The organism is Colwellia sp. F1 (assembly GCF_056238625.1).
This window is the reverse complement of record NZ_JBWDLI010000017.1, coordinates 1-25,649: the sequence shown is the minus strand read 5'-3', so window position 1 is coordinate 25,649 and position 25,649 is coordinate 1. Positions and strand designations below refer to the sequence as shown.

Here is a 25,649-nt window from a genome sequence, read left to right as displayed (position 1 = left end):
AAAAAGATTGTCGCCTAATAACTATTAACTTGCTCATATTCAGGAAGTGAGCAATTTGCACACTTTTGACCCTACACCGGTTTATTAACGAATAACTATGTTTATCGCTAGTAAAAATTAGTATGTTTGATAAAACTTACTGGCTATAAAGTGCCCCAAAATGAGTTTGACCAAGCGCCTGTTTTTCGCTCATAGAAGAACTCATTAACTCTACTATTTGGTCAAACCCATAATGTAAAAATGTCGGATTAGATAGGCTCTACTACACCACAACAGCACGTAACTAAAACTCGTAATAACTTTCGGACAAGTCAAACTCTCTTTTTTCACGTTGTTGCTCTTTATAAGCCTCTATTTCTCGCCATTTTCGCTTACTTTGCTTTTTATTTTTCTTTCTCACAAATTGTTCATCTTCATCAAATTCACTAAAGTCTAGTGCTTGCCATGATTCATCTTGCATAATAAATACTCTTGTAGCTATAGTTTCTTATTAATATAAATCGTTAATATTGCAATTAGGTTACAAAAATATTAAAGGTACTGCTAGGTGTAAGTCCCCATTGCAGTATGAGCCAGAGTACATTGCAAACAATGTTATTTTCAGCAATTAATTGCGTTGATTTTCTGTTTTACAATGGTGTTAGCTAAATCGGTAAATATGACCGAAATTACCATAGGGAAGCTCACTAAAAAGATATATTTACTATAGAGTAAAGGTAAAACAGTAGAAGCTGCAATTAACAACGCAAACCATGCAAGCTTAGCCTTATGTTTTTTAGCAAACATAAAAGCGGCCACAAAATTTTTTACCACACCGTTATTGTTTATGCGAGCAATTAGGCACGGCATTACTCCTAACACTAAAGAGAGCAAAGAAAACAACCAAGCTAAGAACAAGTTAAAAACAAAAAACTCCTGACTTAAGTCAGCGCTGTTCGCACGGCTAACATTAAAGACCTTGGCGAGTAGTGAGTTTTGGTCCACATAAATACTATAAACTGCAATAGCATCCGTCATCCAAATTAAAAAGAACAAGCTTTGTATTAAAATCACTAAGGCCGCATTTTTCATTAATATTGAAAAATGAGAGTAGGTCTCATTATTTTTTTTAATAAAAATGAGGGGGTGTAAAACTAACACAATTAATGGAGTGAAAAGAATAAAGCCTGCGCAAAAAGAGACATACATAGAACTTAACTCATAATGACTCAGATAAAGTGCAATAGTTTGAGCAATAGCGAAGATAAATAATGTAAACAAAATAAGTAAACCATAACAGCAGCATTTCACTAGACATGATTGCTGTTTTTTATTACCAATGGTGTTATTAATCATAAAATATTTACCTTTGTTAAACAGACAGCCACCGAAATAATTGCGTAAATAGCAAAGCAGTTACTGCAATAGGTTATCACCCTTATACACATTGTTATTTGATTTATAATAACAAAAAACCCGTGTTACCTAAGAGGTAACACGGGTTTTATTTTTAAAAGTACTTCAGTTTGTAATCAAAAGCTGACTACCAACCTGTTTTCTCTTTAAGTGCATTGCCGATTTCAGCTAAAGAACGAACTGTTTTAACACCAGCTGCTTCTAGTGCGGCGAATTTCTCATCAGCTGTACCTTTACCGCCAGCGATAATCGCACCAGCGTGACCCATACGCTTACCTTCTGGTGCAGTAACACCAGCAATGTAAGAAACAACAGGCTTAGTAACGTTAGCTTTGATGTATTCAGCCGCTTCTTCTTCAGCAGTACCACCAATTTCACCAATCATTACGATGGCTTCAGTTTGAGGGTCGTTTTGGAACATTTCTAAAACGTCGATGAAGTTAGTCCCTGGGATAGGGTCACCACCAATACCTACACAAGTAGATTGGCCAAAACCTGCGTCAGTAGTTTGTTTAACGGCTTCGTACGTTAGTGTACCAGAGCGTGAAACAATACCTACTTTACCAGGCTTGTGAATGTGACCAGGCATGATACCAATTTTAGTTTCGCCAGGAGTAATAACACCTGGACAGTTAGGGCCGATCATGCGAACACCAGATTGATCAAGTTTCTCTTTAACATCAACCATATCTAACGTTGGAATACCTTCTGTAATCGTCACGATAAGTTCGATACCAGCATCAATGGCTTCTAAAATAGCATCTTTACAAAATGGTGCAGGAACATAAATAACTGTTGCTGTTGCGCCAGTTGCTTCTACCGCATCACGTACTGTGTTAAATACTGGAAGGCCTAAATGTGTTTGACCGCCTTTACCTGGGCTTACGCCACCAACCATTTGTGTACCGTATTCAAGTGCTTGCTCTGAGTGGAAAGTACCTTGACCACCAGTGAAACCTTGACAGATAACTTTCGTATCTTTATTAATTAATACAGACATTATTTGCCCTCCGCAGCGGCTACAACTTTTGTTGCTGCATCAGTTAATGATTCCGCAGCAATGATGTCTAAACCAGAGTTTTTAAGAACTTCACGACCTAACTCAGCATTAGTACCTTCTAAACGTACAACAACAGGCACTTTAACACCGACTTCTTTAACCGCGCCAATAATACCTTCAGCGATCATGTCACAACGAACAATGCCACCAAAAATGTTAACTAATACCGCTTTAACGTTGTCGTCTGAAAGGATGATTTTAAATGCTTCAGAAACACGCTCTTTCGTCGCACCACCGCCAACATCTAGGAAGTTAGCTGGCTTGCCGCCGTGTAAATTAACGATATCCATAGTACCCATGGCAAGGCCTGCACCGTTAACCATACACCCTACGTCACCGTCTAACGCAACATAGTTTAATTCGTATCTTGCCGCATGTGCTTCACGTTCATCTTCTTGAGAAGGATCATGGAATGCACGCATTTTAGGTTGACGGTATAACGCATTACCATCAATGCCAATTTTTCCGTCTAAACAGTGAAGGTTACCTTCGTCAGTGATCACTAACGGGTTGATTTCTAGTAAGGCAAAATCAAAATCTTCAAACATTTGTGCAAGACCTAAAAAGATCTTAACAAACTGCTTCATTTGCGTTGGATTTAAGCCTAGTTTAAAGCCTAGTTCACGAGCTTGGTAAGGTTGAGCGCCAACAAGCGGATCAATTTCAGCTTGGTGAATTAATTCAGGCGTTTCTTCAGCAATTTTTTCAATGTCCACACCGCCTTCGGTAGAAGCCATGAACACTACTTTACGACTTGCGCGGTCAACTACTGCACCAAGGTATAATTCGTTAGCAATATCGGTACAGCTTTCTACTAATATTTTAGCTACTGGCTGGCCATTTTCATCCGTTTGGTAAGTAACTAAGTTTTTACCTAACCAGTTGTGTGCAAAATCTTTAATTTCTTCTTTAGATTTAACTAACTTTACACCGCCAGCCTTACCGCGACCACCTGCGTGCACTTGAGTTTTAACAACCCACATATTGCCGCCAATTTTGTCCGCAGCTTCCGCAGCTTCTTGAGGGGTATCGCAAGCGAAACCTTCAGAAACCGGTAAACCATATTCAGCGAATAATTGTTTCGCTTGATACTCATGTAAATTCATGATGTTTCCCAATTGCTTTTTAAAATGAAATTAATGCGTGAACCTAAGAAAAGATTGGAACAATTGCACTAACTAGTGAGGATTTTGCGATGATTATATAGATAAAGGCTGTATATTTAAAGCCCCCTTTTTAAAGTTTCATAACGAATAATAATAATGATTGTTAAATGCTGATATAAGAGTGTATTTTCAAGGCCAACACTATTATTAGACATTAGTCGTACAGCCATGAGTTTACTTATCATCACAGGCAGCAGTTAAGTTATGTGTTGCTAAGTTACTAGACTGATTTCCTAATAAAGATAAATCGACTAATTGCCGTTTTCTAACCACTTCACCAACAATAATAGTGGCAGGCCCTAGTAGGTTTACTTTTGCTTTTTCCTGCTTAATCGTCGCTAACGTTGCACAAACAACTTGTTGCTCACTCAAGGTTCCTTGATCAATAATAGCCATAGGCATATTACTACGCATACCATATGTAATTAGGCGCTGTGCAATTTGTTCAACCTTATTTAGTCCCATATAAAAAACTAATGTTTCTTCTTCATGAGCCATGGTTGACCATTTAGCTTCGCTTGCTGTCTGTTGTAACGATGCAGTGATAAACCTTACTGATTGTGCGCAATCTCGATGTGTCAGTGGGATACCAGAGTATGCTGCACAGCCAGTAGCAGCGGTAATGCCAGGTACAATAGCAAATGTAACGCCGTGCTTTGTTAATATATCGGTTTCTTCTCCTAAGCGTCCAAAAATACTGGGGTCTCCGCCTTTTAAGCGTACGACAGTATTGCCTTGTAAGGCTTTTTTCAGCATCAACTCACTTATTTCTGCTTGACTCATGCTGTGTTGGCCACATTTTTTTCCTACAAACAATACCTGGCTGTGCTGTCCAAAATAGCGATAAATGTCTTTGTTAACTAACCAATCAACCATAATCACATCAGCTGTTTGTAATAACCTGTGTGCTTTGAGCGTTAAGAGTTCAATATCGCCTGCCCCTGCCCCCATTAAATAAACTTGCCCTTTTTTCGTTCTTTTTTGGTGTTTATTTAGCACTTGAGTTTGTTTATTGTTAATTGGCTCATGTTTCATATTGCCCATGCTCTGGTGAGTTAATAATTTTCTCATCAATATAAGCTTTGCAAATGCTCTAACGCGCTTTATTAAAGTGTTGAATGGGCCAAAACGCTGTTCTTCTTTAAATAAAGTAGCTAATGTCATTAACAAGTCTCCATTTTTATAATGTTTTTTTCGGGTATATAAGCCGGTTTGTTTTTCGATACGGCCTCGCTCGTCTGTTGAAGAGTTAATGAGTACGCATTTATCATGCGTGTTAATTCTGGCTTACAACTGCCGCAACCGCTGCCACATTTAATAGACTGTCCGAGTAAGTCAATACTGTCGTTACCGTCTAAAATAGCTTGCTCTATAGTTTGTTGGTGTACTTTGAAACAACTACACACTTGTTTACCAAGTAGAAATTCAGGGGCAATTTCTGCTTTAAGAATAGCAACTTTGTCGCTTACAGCTAAAGCTGGTTGTGTAAATAAGTGATCTAACCATTGACCATTAGTTTCTCTAGGAGGAGAGTTAATCGTCAAGTCAAAGCCTTCAATAATCGCAACTAAACTTCCTTCAACTTCACCAATGAGGCGCGACACGCCATCAGCCACTGACAATAAGCTTAACCATTGTATATCTCTACCAAGCATTTTTTTAAGCAGGTTTAACTTTTCCTGCAATCCGTTAACACGACTTTCTGTTCGCTTGATATTTTCAACTACGACAAAACTATGGCAATTAGCATGTAAAGTTTTTCTATAAACACCAAGGTGTGTAGTGTTAAGCTTATTTACGCTATCTGTGCGTAGATGTATTTTAGTTAAGGTAGTAAACGTGACTTTTTCAATCGCCACGGCAACCTGTTTTAGTTGGGGTTGTTGCGCTATTGGGTCAACCAGCGCAACAAATACATTACTTACGTTGGCATGTGATGCAAATTGCTGATTCCAGTGAATGGGCATAAAACACTGCCCTTGCTGCATATCGTCAGTGAGCTCTACCTCGATAATAACCTCCCCAACAGCAGATTTAACCTTAACCCAATCGTTATCCTTGATATTTTTTTGTTTAGCATCAATCGGGTTTATACTTAACTTAGGAACGTTAATATGTTGGTTTAACGGCGCTGCCTTCGTTGTGCGTGTCATGGTGTGCCATTGATCTCGAATTCGGCCACTATTTAATACCAAGGGAAATGCGGATGGGTTAATAAGCGTTGGCCTTATCGGTGTAATAGCAATAAACCGAGCTTTTTGATCAGGTGTTGAAAACTGTAAGTCAGCAAAAGGTCGGTTATTATCTTCTTTATGGGTGAGCGGCCATTGTGTTGGTAGCAATGCGTCGTATGCTTGTTTATTTTCAGGTTTTAGCGCAGAAATATTAAATAACCGTTTACCTGATTTAGCTTGATCTTGGTTGACTACACCTGTTAACTCACAAAACTCAGCAAATATTTGCTCGGGACCTGAAAAGTTAAAACCTGAAAAGCCCATTTTTTGAGCAACGTCACAAATAATTGCCCAATCGTGCTTTGCTTGGCCTGGAGGAATAATCATTCCTCGTTGTCGTGAAATAACCCGTTCAGAGTTTGTTACCGTGCCGTCTTTTTCAAGCCAAGTGCTGGCAGGAAATTTAACGTGAGCAAAGCCCAAGGTGTCATTTTTTTCAACACAGTCTGAGACGATCACAAGCTCACACTTGTTTAATGCGGCAATAACACGATTTCTATCAGGTAAGCTAACCACAGGATTCGTAGCCATGATCCAAATCGCTTTGATTTTACCCTGCTCTATTTGTTCAATGATTTCCAAAGCACTAGCGCCCGGCTGGGTGACTATAGTAGGAGAGTGCCAGAAACTTTGTAGTAGCTGTTGATGAACTGCATTATCAATATCTAAATGTGCGCATAACTGATTACTTAGCCCACCTACTTCACGCCCGCCCATAGCATTAGGCTGTCCGGTAATAGAAAATGGTCCATTCCCTTTTTTACCCAGTTTACCGGTAGCTAAATGGCAGTTAATAATGGCATTGCATTTATCAACCCCTGAGGTCGATTGGTTAATACCCATTGAATAAAAGCTGACCACGTTGGTATTAAACGCAAATAATTTATAGGCTTTTTCCAACAGGGCGCTATCAATACCACAGCACTTACTTACCGCTGATAACGTCCAAACTTTTGCTTGGTAAAGTGCTTGTTCAAAGCCATTAGTGGCTTGTTTGATGTAAGCTTTATCTATGGCATTATTGTCAACAAGGTATTGTAATAAGCCGTTATAAAAAGCAGCATCACTGCCAGGGGTTAGCGCTAAGTGCAAATCTGACATTTCTGTGGTTGCGGTTTTTCGGGGGTCAAGCGCGACAAAAGTAAGGTGAGGGTTATTTTTTTTGGCTGCTTGCATTCGTTGAAATAATACTGGATGTGTCCATGCGGCATTAGAGCCAATAAAGAAGATAACATCCGCATGATCTAAGTCTTCATAATTGCAAGGCACAACATCTTCACCAAAAGCTCGTTTATAACCGGCAACGGCCGAGGACATACAAAGTCGCGAGTTAGTATCAATATTAGCGCTACCAATATAGCCTTTCATTAATTTATTCGCGACATAATAGTCTTCCGTCAACAATTGCCCTGAAAGATAAAATGCAATAGCATCTTTACCATGATCTGCGATAAGTTGTTGAAATTTATTACTAACAAAGTCTGTTGCTTGTTGCCAGCTTACTTGCTTTGCATTGATTTCTGGACATAATAACCGCCCATCATTGCTAATAGTATCTAGCAGATGAGTCCCTTTAACGCATAACTTCCCTTGGTTGGCAGGATGTGATTTAGCCCCTGATAATTTTACGGGTACGCTATTATGCAACTCAATATCTACGCCACAGCCTACGCCACAATATGGACAACTGCTCTGTTTTTTTTCTGCTTTAAATACAATATTGGTAACTGACATAAAAACCCTAAACTACTACTGATAACGAATACCTAGAAACACGTAAAAATGACCTTAATACTAAACAAACACCTGAACAAAGCCGTTTTCTAAGCGTATTGGGTATGTTTTTAATAAGGCATCTTCTTGTTGAAAACACTGACCACTTGCCAATGAAAACTGCTGTTTATATAAAGGCGATGCAATAACGGGTTCATTCGCTACAGAGCCGACAATGCCACGATAAATGACATTTGCTTTGCCAATGGGGTCAAAGTTAGAAACCGCAAACAACTGTCGCTCGCCTTGATTGAGGTTGCTTGTGCCAAGATCGAAAATAGCAATTTGTTCTTCATTTAATAAAGCACACACGCCTGCCCCTTTTATTAACAAAGACTGATCACACACTTCAACCCATTTTTTATCTGCGATTAACGCTGATTTTTCATTTGAAACCACCGTTAAACATTGCGCTAATGTATTGGCGTTATGATGGTTTAGATCTTCGTTTAGCGCATTTTCAAGTCTGTTTACATTGTTCATAAATAATTCCTTACATTAGAGTGAAATAGCGCCATTAATTACCTCGATGGACAGAGCACCGCAGCAAATAATTAATGACCCTGTATAGCAATAATTCGTGTTTTATGGCGCTAACATTACGGCAATTTTTTCTTCGTCGCGCGCAGGTCTAATTTGCTCACGCGCTTGAACAAAAACAATGCTGTCGTCACTTTTGTCGGTATTAACAAAGCTTTTAAAGCGTTGCATAGCGATAGGGTCTGCCAATGTTGTTTTCCACTCACATTGGTATGTATCAACAAGATCTAACATTTGAGCTTCCAGCTCTTGGCAAATGCCTAATGAATCTTCAATGACGACTTGTTTTAAGTAATCTAGACCACCTTCTAAGCTTTCCATCCAAACAGAAGTACGCTGTAATCTGTCTGCTGTTTTAATGTAAAAAATAAGGATGCGGTCGATATACTCAATTAATGTTTTTGTGTCTAAGTCAGTAGCAAATAAGTCACCATGGCGTGGGCGCATACCACCATTGCCACAAACATATAAGTTCCAACCATTTTCGGTGGCAATAACCCCTATATCTTTGCTTTGGGCTTCGGCACATTCTCGAGTACATCCTGAAACAGCAAATTTAAGCTTATGAGGAGAGCGCAACCCTTTGTAGCGATTTTCGATATTTAGCGCCATGTTTAATGAGTCTTGCACACCAAAACGACACCAGGTTGAACCAACGCACGACTTCACCGTTCGAACTGACTTGCCATAGGCATGACCGGTTTCAAAACCTGCATCAATTAATTCTTGCCAAATATTAGGTAATTGCTCTACTCGTGCGCCAAACATATCAATGCGCTGCCCACCGGTTATTTTGGTGTATAGCTGATATTTTTTGGCTACTTGACCAATAACTATCAATTTATCTGGTGTAATTTCTCCGCCAGCAATACGCGGCACCACAGAATAAGTGCCATCCTTTTGTAGGTTGGCTAAAAAGTTATCGTTTGAGTCTTGCAGGGGTAAATGCAGCTTTTCTAGGATGTAGTCGTTATAAATTGAGGCTAAAATATTTGCCGTGGTTGGCTTACATACTTCACAGCCTAAACCATGACCATGTTTACTGATTAACTCATCAAAGGTCTTAATTTTTTCTACTTTGATCAGATCAAAAAGCTCACGTCTTGAGTAAGCAAAATGTTCACAAATATCTTTTTTAACGTCAATACCCCGTGATTTCAGCTCAACCTCAAATACATCTTTTAAAAGTGCTGAGCAGCCACCACAACCTGTGCTCGCTTTAGTACAGCTCTTTATTTGTCCCATATCACAGCAGCCACTATCAACCGCACTAATAATGTCGCCTTTAGTGACGTTATGGCATGAACAAATGGTTGCCGTCTCAGGTAAAGAGCTAGCACCGAGTACGGGGGCGCCATCAATACTGGGTAAAATTAAGCTCTCTGGTGCATCTGGCAAGGCAATATTATTAAGCATGTATTGCAACAAGCTATCGTAGTTACTGGTATCACCTACCAAAACCGCCCCTAATAATGTTTTTTTATCTGCGCTGATAACTATTTTTTTATAAACGCCTTCAGGTTGATCTTCATAGGTGTATGATAAACTGCCCGTAGTTTTGCCATGAGCGTCACCAATGGAACCCACTTCAACCCCCATTAACTTTAACTTGGTACTCATGTCAGCACCCGTAAAGCTGTCTTGCTCGTGATTTAAATGCTTGGCTACCACCTTAGCCATAGCATAACCTGGAGCAACTAAGCCAAAAATAAAGTTGTTCCACAGCGCACATTCGCCAATAGCATAAATATTTTCATCTGACGTTTGACATTGATTATTAACAATAATGCCGCCACGCTCACCAACTTGTAAGTCACTTTGTTTAGCAAGTGCATCATGAGGCCTTATGCCTGCTGAAAAGAGTACTAAATCTGTTTCTAATACCGAATCATCAGCAAACGTTAATTGATAACGGAGTTCATCACCTTGGGTAATAATCGACGTTGCTTTTGAGGTATGAACCTTAACGCCAAGGGTTTCAATTTTACTTTTAAGTAATCGACCGCCAGCCTCATCTAGTTGCACGCCCATAAGCTGTGGTGCAAATTCAACAACGTGAGTTTCAATCCCTAATTGTCTGAGCGCATTGGCGGCTTCTAAACCAAGCAAACCACCACCAATAACGACCCCGACTTTACTTTGCTTAGCGCTGCTTTCAATGGCATGTAAATCTTCAATAGTTCGATACACTAAACAATGTGCTTGATCATTACCTGGAATAGGTGGCACAAAAGGATATGAGCCAGTGGCCATGACTAACTTGTCGTAGGAAAATTGTTCACCTGCATGTGTGGTAATAACTTTATCTTGGCGGTTAATAGCAACAACTTTGGCATTGACGCGAAAGTTGACCTGCCATTGTTGATATTCTTCCATGGTAGTCATTGCTAAATCTTCTGCGGTTTTCCCACCGAAAAATTCAGATAAATGCACGCGGTCGTAAGCAAGTCTTGGCTCTGCAGATAACACAGTCACTTCAAATGACGGTGATTGTGCTGCATTGATGCTTTCTTTATCTGAATAGGATTTTAGTTGCTCAACTAAATGATGTCCCACCATGCCATTACCAATAATGACTATTTTTTGTTTATCCAACATGTCAATTCCTAACTATTCGTTGTTAATTTCACTAAGTAGCGCTTGAACAAAACTACTTAACAGGCTGTAGTTTACTGTTTACAATGAGTCGAAAAGTGTGCTCAAGCGACTTCAGTTTTTACCGATTTTTTATCAGTGTGTTTATTGTTGCCTGTCGCTTTGGAGCTCATGATTTCAACCTTGCGTTGCTTTTCATAGAGAAAGGTTAATACCGCTGAGCGGAGTCGGTTATACTCAGGATCTTTAGCTAATACGATACGGTCACGGGGGCGAGCTAGCTTGACCTCTAAAACTTCACCTACAGTAGCGGATGGGCCGTTTGTCATCATCACTATTCTATCGCTCAGCAAGACGGCTTCGTCGACATCATGCGTGATCATAATAACCGTGTTATTTAATGTATCTTGAATCTCCATTAACGAATCTTGCATATGGGCACGCGTTAATGCATCTAAGGCACCAAATGGCTCGTCCATTAACAGCACTTGCGGTTGCATTGCTAAGGCTCGCGCAATACCAACGCGTTGCTTCATGCCACCAGATATTTCATCTGGACGCTTATGCATTGCGTGCTCCATGTGAACAAGTTTTAAATTATGTTCAATCCATTCTTTCATTTCACTTTTATTCATGGTGCTGTTAAATACTTGTTTAACCGCTAATTCAACATTCTCAAATGCCGTTAACCACGGCAATAACGAATGATTTTGAAAGACAACTGCACGCTCAGGGCCAGGTTCGGTAACATAACGATTATTCAGCAGCACCCCTCCTTTGGTGGCTTGATATAAACCAGCAACTACATTTAATACAGTAGATTTACCACAGCCAGAATGGCCTATTAACGAAACGAACTCGCCTTGTTTTATCTTCAAATCTACGTCTTTTAAGGCAGTAAAGTCTCCTTTGGGTGTTGGAAACACCATATCTATTTTACTAATATCTAAAAATGTACTCATAATTTTATCCTTAACATTGCGCTGGTTTTAAACTGTTAGCAGTTAATAGTGTGTTTACCCGCTCCTCTAGCGACTCGCGCTTGCTTTATCCCAAGATACAGTGCGTTGTAACATCAACATGCTTTTATCCAAGAGAAAACCGATTAAGCCAATAACGATGATCGCGGTCATAATGCGGCTCATTGATTGTGAACTACCATTTTGAAACTCATCCCAAACAAACTTGCCTAAGCCTGGATTTTGAGCCAACATTTCTGCGGCAATTAATACCATCCAAGCGATACCCAAAGAGGTTCGCATTCCCGTAAAAATAGCGGGGATGGTTGCTGGTAAGACTATTTTTTTGATGTGCGTAAACGTTGATAAGCGCAGCACTCTTGATACGTCCACCCAATCAGTATTTAGTGACCCAACCCCGACTGCTGTTTGAATAACCATTGGCCATATACAACATAAGGTGACCGTAATTACTGAGGTAATAAAAGATTTTGAAAATATTGGGTCATCTGAAACATAAACAGCACTCACCACCATAGTCACAAGTGGCAACCAAGCGAGTGGCGAAACGGGTTTAAATATTTGAATGATGGGGTTCATTGCTTGGTTGAGTGATTTACTCAAACCAATACCAATCCCCATTGGGATAGCGATAGCCGCAGCTAAAGAAAAACCGGCCAGCACCGTTATCAAACTGGTAAAGATTTGATCCAAAAATGTTGCTTTGCCCGTGTAGCGTCGAATTTTGACTTCATAACTTGGGTCACTGGCTAGTCTTTCGTTGTTGCGCTGTACTTGCCGTGCCATAAACGCTTGCTCTTTAGCCCTTACATCAACATGCTCTTGATATAAGTTAACCATTTGCGTAACTACCGCTTGAGGCCCTGGAAACTTTCCTAATGAAGTATCAATGCTGCTAGCTGACAGTGACCAAATAAAAATAAAACAAGCGATACCAATAATAGGCATAAAGAGCGCTGAGAAGTTAGCACCCATAATTGTGAACCAATCAAGAACACTGACCTTATTACCAGCTAATTTACGAATTAATGTTGCCATTGTTTTCTCTCCCGATGTTAATCAAAGTGCGTGTTAAATTTTATTGTTAGCTTTTAAGCCAATAACAAACTTATTAATATACTCATTAGGTTTATTACCGTCATAAAGGATCCCATCGATAAAATGCGCTTGGGGATCTTTAAAACCGTCTTCATTAATAAAGTTAGGAAAGTCACTGGCGCTCATTAATTTTTCCTCAATTAACGACTCAGCTGCGGCTCGATAAATGTCAGGACGATAAACATTTTTGGCAACTTCTTTATACCAGTCGTCTGTTTTATCCTCACTAATTTGCCCCCAACGACGCATTTGCGTTAAAGCCCAAATAGCGTCGGAGTAATATGGGTAAGTCGCGTGATAACGGAAAAAGACATTAAAATCAGGCATCGAGCGTTTGTCGCCTTTTTCATATTCAAACGTACCAGTCATTGAGTTAGCGATCACACTATGGTCAGCACCAACATAATGAGACTTAGCTAAAATTTTCACGGCTTCGGGGCGGTTAGCGTCATTATTATCATCTAACCATTTGGCTGCCCTGATCAATGCACGAGTTAGGCGAATAGTTGTGTTGGGGTATTTTTCTGAAAATGTTTTTGTAACGCCAAAGACTTTTTCTGGATTGTTTCGCCAAATTTCATGGTCGGTAACGACAGGTACACCAATACCTTTAAATACGGCTTGTTGATTCCAAGGTTCCCCTACGGAATAACCATAGATAGTACCTGCTTCCATCGTTGCCGGCATTTGTGGCGGTGGTGTAACTGACAGTAGAACATCTGCATTTAATTGACCTGATGTGTCTCCTTTAGCTGGTGCATAGAAACCAGGATGAATCCCCCCAGCAGCTAACCAATAACGTAACTCATAGTTATGAGTAGAAACAGGAAATACCATGGCCATATTGAAAGGTTTCCCAGCATCTAAATACTTTTCAACCACTGGTTTTAGCGCATCGGCTTTAATAGGGTGCACTGGCTTGCCATCTGCTTGTTTAGGAATATTAACTTTCATTTCTTCCCAAACGTTATTAGAAACAGTTATCGCATTACCATTTAAGTCCATAGAGAATGGCGTAATAATTTCAGCTTTAGTACCATAACCTATATGAGCAGCAATCGGCTGACCTGAGAGCATATGAGCACCATCAAGACGGCCATCAATAACACCATCGAGCAGTACCTTCCAGTTTGCTTGCGCCTCAACCCTGACATACAAGCCTTCATCTTCAAAAAAGCCTTTTTCATATGCTATGGCAATAGGGGCCATGTCGGTTAATTTAATAAAGCCGAATGTTAATTCTTCTTTTTCTGGATAACCTATGCCTGCGCCGTGAACTGAATGGCTTATGCTAGTAATGGATAAAGCAATAGTTATTGCTAAAACAGTCTGATTTAATTGCTTTTTTACTTTGTGTACTGAACTTTTCATTTGTTATCCTTATTACTGCTTTTAGATATTTTTTAAAATAAAAAAGCCTGGCACTCCGCGCCAAATAATTGGGGAGTGTCAGGCTTCGGTGCCAAACTAATTTAAACTACGCCGTTGCAGTTTTTTAGTTTTCATATATTGTGTTTGCCAAATACATGGCTATTTGACACAGGTTTTCAATTGTCGCTTAAGAAGTTAACATCATTAACTTCACTGACTATAGATAAAGCAGGTTTCGTGCCACTTAAAAAAATCCTTAAATACCTTTAAAATCAAGGTTCTTTTCTTAATACACGTAATTCATTTAATATCAAATGCTACAAAATAATCACTTCTCCCCTTTTTAGTGCATTACTGCATTAAAGTTGATTTACGATTTCTCAAACATTTTTGCTATGGCAAGCAAGTTTGTCGCGACATCTTCAACCTTTTGGCTATTATCCATCGCGGTTTTACGAATAAAGTGATACGCATCATGTTCAGATAAATTGCGACTTGTCATTAACCATAACTTCGCCTTTTCAATAACATTGTGCGAGGCTAATTTTTGTTTTGTTAAGCTAAGCTCGTCTTTTAAACGTTGATATTCTTTAAACCGCGCAACGGCGATATCAATAATAGAGCTTACTCGCGTATTATCGATAGTCCCGATTATATAGGCACTCACGCCTGACTTTACTAATTGGGTTATTGTTACTTGCGCTTCTTTTTCGCAGAACAGTACTATCGGTTTTGGTGCTGAGCGGCTAAGATGATTTAAGCTCTCTAGCATAGGTATATCAGGTGATTTTATAGTGATAACAAGAATATCAGGCTTTGATAACTCAACCTGTTTAAGTAACGGTATATGAGAGTTGCTAATGCACTCAACGCTATAGTTGGCTTGATTAAGCACACGTGTTAGCGCTGGGTCCTGTTCAATTTTTTGATTAACAAGTAATATTTTTACGCTGGGTACTGATTTATTTGATTTCATAAAATGCTAACAACTGAAATGTTAACACGATAATTCAACTTCTATGCCAGCAGCGTTAACTTCTACTCCAAAAATATTAATTGCTTTTATTACAGTAAGTTATATAAAACATGTGTCTAGCCACTTTATAAAAGTGCTAAAGAACACCAAAAATGGAATAATTTTGTATCATTATGATGCAACTAAGCATTAATAATGTGCATGCATATCATAGACATGCAAAAATACAAATTTTAAGATCAAAAAAGCCGTGCTAATTCATTATTAGCACGGCTTTTTAAATTTGACAGTATAGAGCGAGCTTAAACGTCTAAAAGTAAACGTGCAGGATCTTCTAATAATTCTTTAATGGTTACTAAGAAGCCAACCGATTCTTTACCATCAATTAAACGATGATCATAAGAAAGTGCTAAGTACATCATCGGCAGTATTTCTACTTTACCATCAACCGCCATCGGTCTGTCTTGAATCTTATGCATACCTAAAATAGCGGCTTGCGGTAAGTTTAAGATTGGCGTTGACAGTAATGAGCCAAATACACCGCCATTAGTGATGGTAAAGTTACCGCCCGTCATGTCTGCCATGGAAAGCTTACCATCACGACCTTTAATTGCTAAATCACGTATGCCATTTTCAATACCTGCCATGCTTAATTGATCTGTATCACGCAATACAGGTGTAACTAGGCCACGCGGTGTAGAAACAGCAATAGAGATATCAAAGAAGTTATGATAAACAATATCATCGCCATCAATTGAGGCATTCACAGCTGGGAAGCGTTTAAGTGCTTCAGTGACCGCTTTAACATAAAAAGACATAAAACCTAAACGTGTATCATGTGCTTTTTCGAACAAGTCTTTATATTGTTTACGTAAATCCATAATTGGCTTCATGTTAACTTCGTTAAAGGTTGTTAACATCGCCGTTGAATTTTTCGCTTCCAATAAACGTGTGGCAATTGTTTTACGTAAGCGCGTCATCGGTACGCGTTTTTGGTTGCGCTCACCTAAATCAGCTGTAGGTGCAGCAACCGCTTTCGCAGGTGCTACTGTTGTATTCTTAGCTGCCACTGCCGCTTCAACGTCTGCTTTAGAGATACGTCCGCCCTTACCTGAGCCGGTAACATCGCCTGCAGACAAACCTTTTTCGGTCATTAAACGGCGAACCGATGGGCTGGCTAACTCGTCTGAGCTAAGCGCTTCATCGGGTGTCGCTGTTGCGGTTGTACTAGCGGCTGCACCCGCATTCAGCTCACCAATTTTTTGGTCGCCTAGTACGGTATCGCCTTGTGCATGGATAATTTTACCTATTACGCCATTTTCTTGCGCAACTACTTCTAGCACAACTTTGTCTGTTTCAATATCAACAAGGTTTTGATCAACTGATACGCTGTCGCCTTCCGCTACATGCCAGGTCGCAATGGTTGCGTCTGCTACTGACTCAGGGAGTACAGGTACAACAATATCAATCACTTTGCTAGCACTGCTGGCCTCACTTGAAGCTGCAACGGCTTTCGGTGCATCGGACGCTGATGCATCATCTGTGGCTGCACCTGAAGAGAATGAACCAATTACTTGGTCACCTAATACAGTGGCGCCTTCAACTTGCGTAATCTCACTAAGTACGCCATCAGCCGTTGCTGGTACTTCTAAAACGACTTTATCTGTTTCAATATCTACAAGTATTTGATCACGGCTAAACTTTTCACCTACTTGTACATGCCAAGTAGCAACGGTTGCATCTGCAACTGATTCTGGTAATACCGGAACTTTGATTTCGGTTGTCATTATAATTTATTCCTTAAAACTTTAAGCACTTTGCTTGTTGCTTGTCTTGTTATAGAGAGTAAGCCCAAGCTAGTGCACTCAATAGTTAATCTTATTTTATCTAACATTTGCGCTTGCGTAACAAGCGCACATTAATCACCAATGTTAGTCCAATGTTAACGCTTGAGTGACAAGCGCTTGTTGCTCTTTAACATGCATAGACATATACCCGACCGCAGGTGCGGCAGATGCATTGCGACCAGCATACGTTAAGTAGGTACCATCAGGGATAGCAGCTCTGAAATGATGCTGAGAACAATACCAAGCACCTTGGTTTTGCGGCTCTTCCTGACACCAAACAAATTGCTTCACATGCTGATAATCTTTTATCGCATCTTGAAGTTCTTTCTCTGGAAATGGATACAATTGCTCGATACGGATAATAGCAATATTGTTTTGCTCATTTTTACGGCGTTGCTCTAGTAGTTCGTAATAAACCTTACCACTACAGAACACAACCCGCTCAACTGCTTTAGCATCTAAATCATCTATTTCACCAATAACGTTTTTATATTCACCCGTCGCTAGCTCTTCTAACGAAGACACTGCTAACGGATGACGTAATAATGACTTAGGTGACATAACCACAAGTGGGCGACGCATAGGACGTACAACTTGACGGCGCAGCATATTAAAAACTTGCGCAGGTGTTGACGGGACACACACTTGCATATTGTGATCAGCACACAGCTGTAAAAAACGCTCTAAACGTGCAGATGAATGTTCAGGACCTTGGCCTTCATAACCATGAGGTAATAACATGGTTAAGCCACATAAACGCCCCCACTTTTGCTCACCTGAACTAATAAATTGGTCAAAAACTACCTGGGCACAGTTGGCAAAGTCACCAAATTGTGCTTCCCAAATAGTTAAGCCAGCAGGCTCTGCTGTAGTGTAACCATATTCAAACGCCAACACTGACACTTCTGATAACACTGAGTCAAAAACATCAAAAGGCCCTTGCCCTTCACGAATATTTTGTAGTGGTAAGTAAGTACTTGCATCTTCTTGGTTATGTAAAACAGCATGACGATGGAAAAAAGTACCACGGCCTGAATCTTGCCCTGTGATACGCACTCTTTTACCCGCATCAACAATAGAAGCGTAAGCAATATTTTCTGCCATACCCCAGTCAAGAAGTTTTTCACCCGTTGCCATTTTCATGCGATCATCATAGATCTTTTTAACACGTGAGTGTACTGTGTGTTCTTCAGGGTAAGATGAAACCTTAACGGCTAATTCTTTTAGTCTCTCAACACTTACTGTCGTATCGTAATCATCATCCCACTCATGTCCAAGGTAAGGGGTCCAGTCAACAGAATGCTCTGTCATTGGTCGCCATTGCTCTACAGTACATTGACCTTCATCGAGTAACTTACGATAAAATGCGGTTAATTCATCAACACTATTTTTAGTTAAGCTCCCCTCGCTGATCAATTGATCTGCGTATAATTGACGAGGAGTGGCATGTTTTTTAATGATTTTATACATTAATGGCTGTGTAGCGCTAGGCTCATCAGCTTCATTATGCCCATGACGGCGATAACATACTAAGTCTATCACGACATCACGTTTAAATTCATTGCGAAAATCTAAAGCGATTTGTGTCGCTAAAATTACCGCCTCGGGATCATCACCATTAACATGCAGTATAGGGGCCTGAACCATTTTTGCTATTTCAGTACAATACTCACCACTGCGGGTGTCTTTATTGTTTGAAGTTGTAAAACCCACCTGGTTATTAACCACAATACGTACAGTACCACCGACGGTAAACGCACGTGCTTGCGACATATTAAAGGTTTCTTGTACAACACCTTGGCCTGCAATTGCAGAGTCACCATGAATGGTGATAGGAAGTACTAAATCACCTTGGCTGCTTTCACGTCTATCTAAACGTGCGCGTACACTCCCCATAACAACAGGGTTTACAATTTCAAGATGAGAGGGGTTAAAAGCTAGCGCCAAGTGAACATTACCGCCTGGTGTTACAAAGTCAGATGAATAACCTTGATGATACTTAACATCACCTGAACCTAAAACTTCATCGTGTTTCCCACCAAATTCATCAAATAATTTTACTGGGTTTTTCCCCATAACGTTGACTAAAACGTTCAAGCGACCACGATGGGCCATGCCAATTACCACTTCTTTCGTGCCAGCTGCACCAGCACGCGTAATTAGCTCTTTAAGCATAGGAACAAGTGAGTCACCGCCTTCTAATGAGAAGCGTTTAGCACCGGGAAATTTTGCACCTAAATACTTTTCTAGGCCATCAGCCGCAATTAAGCCTTTTAGAATTTCAGTTTTCTCATCAACCGACAATGTCGGCACCGACTGTACAGACTCTAAACGATCTTGTATCCACCGTTTTTCATCGGTTGAAGTAATGTGCATATATTCCGCGCCAATTGAACCACAATAGGTTTTTTTCAGCGACTTATATAATTCACCTAACTTCATTGAGTCTTGACCCACCGCTAATGAGCCGACATTGTATTCATTGTCAAAGTCATTTTCCGATAGGTCATGATGTGAAAGCTGTAAATCTCGAACTTTATCACGCTGCCAAAATCCTAGGGGATCTAAGTTGGCATTTTGATGACCACGAACTCTAAAAGCATTTATTAATTGTAAAACTTTAACTTGTTTGGCATCACTGCCACTGGTAACAACTTGTTTTTTTTGTTGTTTAGCTAAAGTTTTAAATTCTTCACGTATAGCGCTGTGGCGGTATTCCACATCACTACCTGCAACTTTAGGAAGCTCTGAAAAGATTTCTCGCCATTCTGCAGACACAGAGGCAGAGTTATCTAGGTATGATTCGTACAATTCTTCAATATAAGCGATGTTGCCACCGTTTAAATGGGAAGACTCTAGCCAAGCCTTCATTACACCTTCTGGCATTGCCTTTTCCTTGCTGGGGTAAAGCAAAAAGTAAATAACCCCATTATTAAAATGCGGTTACGGTTAAATTGTAAAAACGCGTGTTTATTAAAGAAAATACGCAAAACTTTTATACGTTTGATAATAGCCAGCAAAAGGCTAGCTATTATCAATATAAGTTAATGCAAGTAGTTACACTGCACGACTTACTAACATCGACTTGATGTGGCCAATGGCTTTTGTTGGGTTTAATCCTTTTGGACAAACATCAACACAGTTCATTATGCCATGACAGCGAAAGACACTGTAAGCATCTTGCAAATCATCTAAACGATCCTCTGTTGCAGTATCACGACTATCAATTAAGAAGCGATATGCATTTAACAGCCCCGCTGGGCCGATAAATTTCTCAGGGTTCCACCAAAAAGACGGACAAGACGTTGAACAACAGGCACATAAAATACATTCGTAAAGACCGTCTAACTTTTCACGGTCTTCAATCGACTGTAAATTTTCACGCGCTTCTTCTTGAGCGTCGTTAATTAAGTATGGCTTAATTTTTTCATATTGTGCATAAAATTGGCTCATATCTATAATTAAATCACGTATTACTGGCAAGCCCGGTAAAGGACGTAGAATAATCTTATTCGCTTTTAATTCTGATAATGGCGTAATACACGCTAAGCCATTTTTGCCGTTCATGTTCAAACCGTCACTACCACAAACACCTTCACGACATGAACGACGAAATGATAAACTTGAATCTTGTTCTTTTAAAAGAATAAGTGCGTCAAGTACCATTAAATCAGAGCCCTCAGGCACTTCTAATTCATACTCTTTCATGTAAGGTTGAGCATCTACATCAGGATTATAACGGTAAATCGAAAATAACTGTTTCATACCAATTACTCCTTAGTAAACACGGGCTTTCGGTGGGAAAGCTTCGCGGTGAATAGGTTTCATGTTAACGTCACGTTTACTCATTTCTTCGCTCTCTGGCGTATAGATTGAGTGACATAACCAATTTTCGTCATCACGCTCTGTAAAATCTTGTCTTGCGTGTGCACCACGAGATTCAGTACGGAAGTTAGCGGCTTTAGCGCTACAAAATGCTGTTTCCATTAAGTTGTCTAATTCCAAACATTCAATACGTTGAGTGTTAAATTCTGATGATTTATCGTCTAGCTTAGCATTTTTCAGGCGTTCACGAATTTCAGTTAATTCTTTCATGCCTTGAGCCATTGCTTCGCCTTCACGAAATACTGAGAAGTTCATTTGCATACACTGTTGTAAATCTTTACGAATTTGCACTGGATCTTCACCAGTGGTCGAAGACTCCCAACGGTTTGTGCGTGCTAATGCTGCTTCTAGGTCAGATGCTGACGCTTCCTTACCATTATCAGTATCATTTAAATAATTACCTAAGAAGTTTCCTGCTGCACGACCAAATACTACTAGATCAAGCAATGAGTTACCACCTAAGCGGTTAGCACCATGTACAGATACACAAGCTATTTCGCCTACGGCAAACAAACCTTCTACGATGGTTTCTTTACCATCCGCACCAACATTAATAGCTTGACCATTAACATTGGTTGGTACACCACCCATTTGATAATGACAAGTCGGTATAACAGGAATTGGCGCTTCAGCTGGATCAATGTGGGCAAAGGTTTTAGATAAATCACAAACGCCTGGTAAACGTTTGTATAACGTTTCACGGCCAAGGTGATCAAGTTTAAGTTTAATGTGCGGACCATACTGAGGATGTTCGCAGCCACGGCCTTCACGTATTTCTGTCATCATTGAGCGAGCCACAACATCACGCCCAGCTAAATCTTTAGCGTTAGGTGCGTAACGTTCCATAAAACGTTCACCATCCTTATTAAGTAGGTAACCACCTTCTCCACGACAGCCTTCTGTTACCAGTACACCCGCTCCAGCGATACCAGTTGGATGGAACTGCCACATTTCCATGTCTTGCATTTGAATGCCAGCACGAAGTGACATACCAACACCGTCACCCGTGTTAATGTGTGCATTAGTCGTTGACGCGAAGATACGGCCAGCTCCACCCGTAGCAAGTACGGTAGCACGTGCTTTAAAATAAACGATTTCACCCGTTTCAATACAAATTGCGGTAGTACCAACAACCGCGCCGTCACTGTTTTTAACTAAATCTAATGCGTACCATTCAGAATAAACATTCGTTTTATTCTTAACGTTTTGTTGATATAAACAGTGAAGTAATGCGTGGCCTGTACGGTCAGCCGCTGCTGCTGTACGAGCGGCTTGCTCGCCACCAAAATTTTTAGATTGACCACCAAAAGGACGTTGATAAATTTTGCCTTTTTCAGTGCGAGAAAAAGGCAGCCCCATTCTCTCTAATTCAATAACTGACTCAGGGCCAGTTTTACACATGTATTCGATTGCGTCTTGATCACCGATGTAATCAGACCCTTTAACCGTGTCGTACATGTGTTGTTCCCAGTGATCTTCATGGGCATTACCTAATGCAACGGTAATACCACCCTGAGCAGATACAGTATGAGAACGTGTTGGAAAAACTTTAGAAATCAAGGCACATGATTTGCCTGATTCTGAGATTGCTAATGCAGCGCGCATGCCTGCGCCGCCTGCGCCAATAACGATGGCGTCGAATTCACGAATTGGAACGCTCACTTACACACCCCACACAATTGAAAAGCCAAACAAAACGTAGGCTAATAACAAAATAGAAAAGAAAAATTGCAGTACACCGCGGAAAAATGCCGACTTGATATAATCTGACAATACTTGCCAAATACCAATTTTAGCATGCACAAGTAATGCAAGTAACGCTAGCATAGTCGCAATTTTTACGCTGATGCAAGCAAAGAACCCTTGCCAAATATCGTAAGTAACACTGGGTGTTACAACAAAAAAGCCAGCAAGTAGTAAGGTGTATAGTACAAGAATAACTGCACTAGCTCTTAGAAGAATAAAATCATGTACGCCATTACGGCCTACTGAAGCGACGACACCTACCATAACCAAACTCCTATAACTGCTGATACAGCCAACCAAATGATGATAATTAATTTAGCCGTTGTATTACCTGAAGCTAACTCTTCAAAGTGGCCTAAATCCATAAACAAGTGACGAACACCTGCTAATAAATGGTAGGTCAGCCCAGAAAGGCAGCCGAAAATAATAAACTTAAAGAAAGCGCCGTCAAGACAAGCTTGAATGCTGGCAAATCCTTCAGCAGAAGAAAGAGAGGTTGAGAGGGTCAACAATAAGATACCGATAGCAAATACCGTAATTACACCTGAAATACGGTGAAGAATTGAAGCATGAGCTGACGGATGCATCTTGATTGTCGTTAGATCTAGATTTACAGGACGTTGTTTTTTCACAATTATTGCCTAAAGAGCTTGAAAGTCTTCAACTTTTATTATTGTTACTCATGAACTACCTTTTTAGAATTTAGTATTCATTTTGCTTTAGTATAAAATAAACATACAAACAACAAAAAATACTAAAGAGATTACTAAATAAGTAATTCCCGAAATGAACGGTAACTGCCTTTAGAGAAGAAAAATAACCTATTATTATTTTTCAGTTAACCGAGTCGCCTAAATAATAGCGAACTTAGTCTACTTTGGCTAAGTAATTCAATTAATACTTTCGTATAAGAAGCACTTTTTACTGCAAAGAAAACTTCTCTTTTAATAAAGTGTTTACTATTTATTTTTGTCGAAATTTCTTATTAAAATAACGAAGTTTAAAAAAGCAATTACAGAACGGTCTGATTATATAGTTGATGGCAAGTAAATTCAATTTTCCTTTGACGTTAATACGCACGAGTTATTAGAACAAGTACAACTTATGGTTAATTATCAACCAATATAGAGCTATGATAAAACTTTAGTCGAATGGCTATTACAATTTAAATTAAAATTAAGGTAGAATGTCGCCAGTTCGATTTACCCAAGTTAAGTCAAAATACTGATTATTTTTTCCATTTACCTTTTAAATAAGATGAAACTTAGTTAAAAGTGCTAACCAAATAATCAGAACACAAACTGTACATTTTAAAATAATAGGGGATAAAACATATGGCTGAATCTAAAGCCTCGCTAAGTATTGACGGTAAAAACATTACCGATCTGCCAATTCTTAAAGGAACTGCAGGTACCGATGTAATAGATATTAGAACCCTAGGCAGTCACGGTTACTTTACCTATGACCCTGGTTTTTTAGCAACAGCATCTTGTGAATCAGCAATTACATTTATTGACGGTGGCAAGGGTATTTTACAACATCGTGGATATGCAATTGATAGCTTAGCTAAAGAAGCTGATTACCTTGAAGTTTGTTATATTCTGCTTAATGGTGAAGCACCAACAAAAGAAGAATATAATGAGTTTAAAACAACCATTACAAACCATACAATGGTGCATGAAAAGCTAGCACATTTTTTCCATGGTTTTTTACCTGACGCACACCCAATGGCTATGCTTTGCGGTGTAGTAGGTGCTTTATCTTCTTTTTACCACAGTGATTTAGATATTAACGATCCTGCGCAACGTAAACGCAGTGCACATCGTTTAATTGCAAAACTACCTACCATTTCTGCAATGGCTTACAAATACAGTGTTGGACAGCCTTTTGTCTACCCACGTAATGATTTAACTTACGCTGAAAACTTCCTACACATGATGTTTTCTGTCCCTGCAGAAGAGTATAAAGTAAACCCTATCATTGCTAAAGCCATGGATAGAATCTTTACATTACACGCTGATCACGAGCAAAATGCCTCAACGTCTACTGTACGTTTGGCCGGTTCTTCAGGTGCAAATCCGTACGCATGTATTGCTGCTGGTGTTGCCTCTTTATGGGGGCCTGCTCACGGCGGTGCTAATGAAGCTTGTTTAACTATGCTTGAAGAGATTGGTGATATCTCTCGTGTTGATGAATATGTATTAAAAGCGAAAGACAAAGATGACTCGTTCCGTCTTATGGGCTTTGGTCATCGAGTTTATAAAAACTTTGACCCCCGTGCCACTGTAATGCGTGAAACTTGCCATGAAGTCCTTGCTGAACTTGGTATTAATGACCCACTGTTAGACGTTGCTATGGCGCTTGAAAAAGTCGCTTTAGAAGATGCTTATTTTGTTGAAAGAAAGCTTTACCCTAACGTAGACTTCTACTCAGGTATTATTCTTAAAGCTATTGGTATTCCAACAAGCATGTTCACTGTTATTTTTGCAATGTCTAGAACCGTTGGTTGGATTGCGCACTGGGATGAAATGTTATCTCAACCAGGTCAAAAAATTGGTCGCCCTCGCCAAAAATATACTGGCGAAATTGACCGTGATTTTGTGTCATTGGACAAAAGATAGGCTTTCCTACCCTATTTTAGTAAGCCTCTTTACATAAATCATCCTATTAAGGCAGCGAAAGCTGCCTTTTTTATCGCCAACCCCCAACGAAAACAGCATAAAAAGCCACCAAAAAACATAAGATAAAATGATACTTACTATCCGACATTCCGCACCAGTTTTAGGAATAAATTTTCTGATAAATGCTGCCCATGCAATTTATGATAATGCTGTTCCTCTCCTCCACATTGAGGATTAATTGCTGCCCACCACTAATCGTTAATACATGAATACCTTGAAAACAAAAGAACACCCAACGAGCGGTTGGGTTTTGACTCGGCTTGTATTTTAAGTTGGGGAAATACACTGATTGAGCCTTTAAC

The 25,649-nt window shown here is 39.7% G+C and carries 19 protein-coding genes and 1 pseudogene; 1 reads left to right on the top strand and 19 read right to left on the bottom strand.

Features of this window, described 5'->3' with window-relative positions:
- Positions 1-283: 283 nt before the first annotated feature.
- From AC0UA9_RS14750 to sdhC, 18 genes are all read right to left on the bottom strand, one after another.
- Entirely contained in the window at positions 284-460 is a 177-nt protein-coding gene (locus tag AC0UA9_RS14750; protein WP_475661072.1) for a DUF3545 family protein, read from the bottom strand.
- Positions 461-600: 140 nt separating this feature from the next.
- Positions 601-1,335: a hypothetical protein gene (locus AC0UA9_RS14745; RefSeq protein ID WP_475661070.1), complete on the bottom strand. Its 735-nt coding sequence runs from the start codon at positions 1,333-1,335 to the stop codon at positions 601-603.
- Positions 1,336-1,522: 187 nt separating this feature from the next.
- Positions 1,523-2,395 carry a succinate--CoA ligase subunit alpha gene (gene sucD, locus AC0UA9_RS14740; protein ID WP_475661067.1) on the bottom strand — a complete coding sequence of 291 codons (873 nt, stop codon included), beginning with the start codon at positions 2,393-2,395 and terminating at the stop codon, positions 1,523-1,525.
- Positions 2,395-3,561, bottom strand: coding sequence for an ADP-forming succinate--CoA ligase subunit beta (sucC, locus tag AC0UA9_RS14735; protein WP_475661065.1), 1,167 nt, complete (start codon positions 3,559-3,561; stop codon positions 2,395-2,397). Before sucC ends, sucD begins: the two co-directional genes overlap by 1 nt.
- Before the next feature lie 234 nt (positions 3,562-3,795).
- Positions 3,796-4,785, bottom strand: coding sequence for a uroporphyrinogen-III C-methyltransferase (gene cobA, locus AC0UA9_RS14730; protein WP_475661063.1), 990 nt, complete (start codon positions 4,783-4,785; stop codon positions 3,796-3,798).
- Positions 4,785-7,589 (bottom strand): nitrate reductase, encoded by a 2,805-nt coding sequence (locus AC0UA9_RS14725; protein ID WP_475661061.1) that lies wholly within the window; start codon positions 7,587-7,589, stop codon positions 4,785-4,787. Before AC0UA9_RS14725 ends, cobA begins: the two co-directional genes overlap by 1 nt.
- 60 nt (positions 7,590-7,649) lie before the next feature.
- Positions 7,650-8,111, bottom strand: coding sequence for a nitrite reductase small subunit NirD (nirD, locus tag AC0UA9_RS14720; protein ID WP_475661058.1), 462 nt, complete (start codon positions 8,109-8,111; stop codon positions 7,650-7,652).
- Positions 8,112-8,213: 102 nt separating this feature from the next.
- A complete protein-coding gene (gene nirB / locus AC0UA9_RS14715; protein ID WP_475661056.1) occupies positions 8,214-10,766 on the bottom strand; it encodes a nitrite reductase large subunit NirB in 2,553 nt (850 codons plus the stop codon).
- A 101-nt stretch (positions 10,767-10,867) separates the two neighbouring features.
- Positions 10,868-11,725, bottom strand: coding sequence for an ABC transporter ATP-binding protein (locus AC0UA9_RS14710; RefSeq protein WP_475661053.1), 858 nt, complete (start codon positions 11,723-11,725; stop codon positions 10,868-10,870).
- Positions 11,726-11,791: 66 nt separating this feature from the next.
- Complete coding sequence (locus tag AC0UA9_RS14705) at positions 11,792-12,718, bottom strand: ABC transporter permease (RefSeq protein ID WP_475661173.1); 927 nt, start codon at positions 12,716-12,718, stop codon at positions 11,792-11,794.
- A gap of 96 nt (positions 12,719-12,814) precedes the next feature.
- Positions 12,815-14,212, bottom strand: a complete 1,398-nt coding sequence (locus AC0UA9_RS14700) for a CmpA/NrtA family ABC transporter substrate-binding protein (RefSeq protein ID WP_475661050.1) — start codon at positions 14,210-14,212, stop codon at positions 12,815-12,817.
- Positions 14,213-14,582: 370 nt separating this feature from the next.
- Positions 14,583-15,188 (bottom strand): ANTAR domain-containing response regulator, encoded by a 606-nt coding sequence (locus AC0UA9_RS14695; protein WP_475661047.1) that lies wholly within the window; start codon positions 15,186-15,188, stop codon positions 14,583-14,585.
- Between the two features lie 302 nt (positions 15,189-15,490).
- A complete protein-coding gene (gene odhB, locus AC0UA9_RS14690) occupies positions 15,491-16,975 on the bottom strand; it encodes a 2-oxoglutarate dehydrogenase complex dihydrolipoyllysine-residue succinyltransferase (protein WP_475661045.1) in 1,485 nt (494 codons plus the stop codon).
- Between the two features lie 144 nt (positions 16,976-17,119).
- Positions 17,120-19,921, bottom strand: a complete 2,802-nt coding sequence (locus AC0UA9_RS14685; RefSeq protein ID WP_475661044.1) for a 2-oxoglutarate dehydrogenase E1 component — start codon at positions 19,919-19,921, stop codon at positions 17,120-17,122.
- 171 nt (positions 19,922-20,092) lie between these two features.
- Entirely contained in the window at positions 20,093-20,800 is a 708-nt protein-coding gene (locus tag AC0UA9_RS14680; RefSeq protein ID WP_475661040.1) for a succinate dehydrogenase iron-sulfur subunit, read from the bottom strand.
- A gap of 12 nt (positions 20,801-20,812) precedes the next feature.
- Complete coding sequence (sdhA, locus tag AC0UA9_RS14675; RefSeq protein ID WP_475661038.1) at positions 20,813-22,582, bottom strand: succinate dehydrogenase flavoprotein subunit; 1,770 nt, start codon at positions 22,580-22,582, stop codon at positions 20,813-20,815.
- Positions 22,583-22,930 (bottom strand): succinate dehydrogenase, hydrophobic membrane anchor protein, encoded by a 348-nt coding sequence (gene sdhD / locus AC0UA9_RS14670; protein WP_475661034.1) that lies wholly within the window; start codon positions 22,928-22,930, stop codon positions 22,583-22,585.
- Positions 22,924-23,298 (bottom strand): succinate dehydrogenase, cytochrome b556 subunit, encoded by a 375-nt coding sequence (gene sdhC / locus AC0UA9_RS14665; protein ID WP_475661033.1) that lies wholly within the window; start codon positions 23,296-23,298, stop codon positions 22,924-22,926. Before sdhC ends, sdhD begins: the two co-directional genes overlap by 7 nt.
- Before the next feature lie 702 nt (positions 23,299-24,000).
- Here sdhC and AC0UA9_RS14660 point away from each other — a divergent pair.
- Positions 24,001-25,287 (top strand): citrate synthase, encoded by a 1,287-nt coding sequence (locus tag AC0UA9_RS14660; RefSeq protein WP_475661031.1) that lies wholly within the window; start codon positions 24,001-24,003, stop codon positions 25,285-25,287.
- A 160-nt stretch (positions 25,288-25,447) separates the two neighbouring features.
- On the opposite strand, the pseudogene AC0UA9_RS14655 reads toward AC0UA9_RS14660, so the two are convergent.
- Positions 25,448-25,649, bottom strand: a pseudogene (locus tag AC0UA9_RS14655) (IS1634 family transposase); the annotation flags it as partial.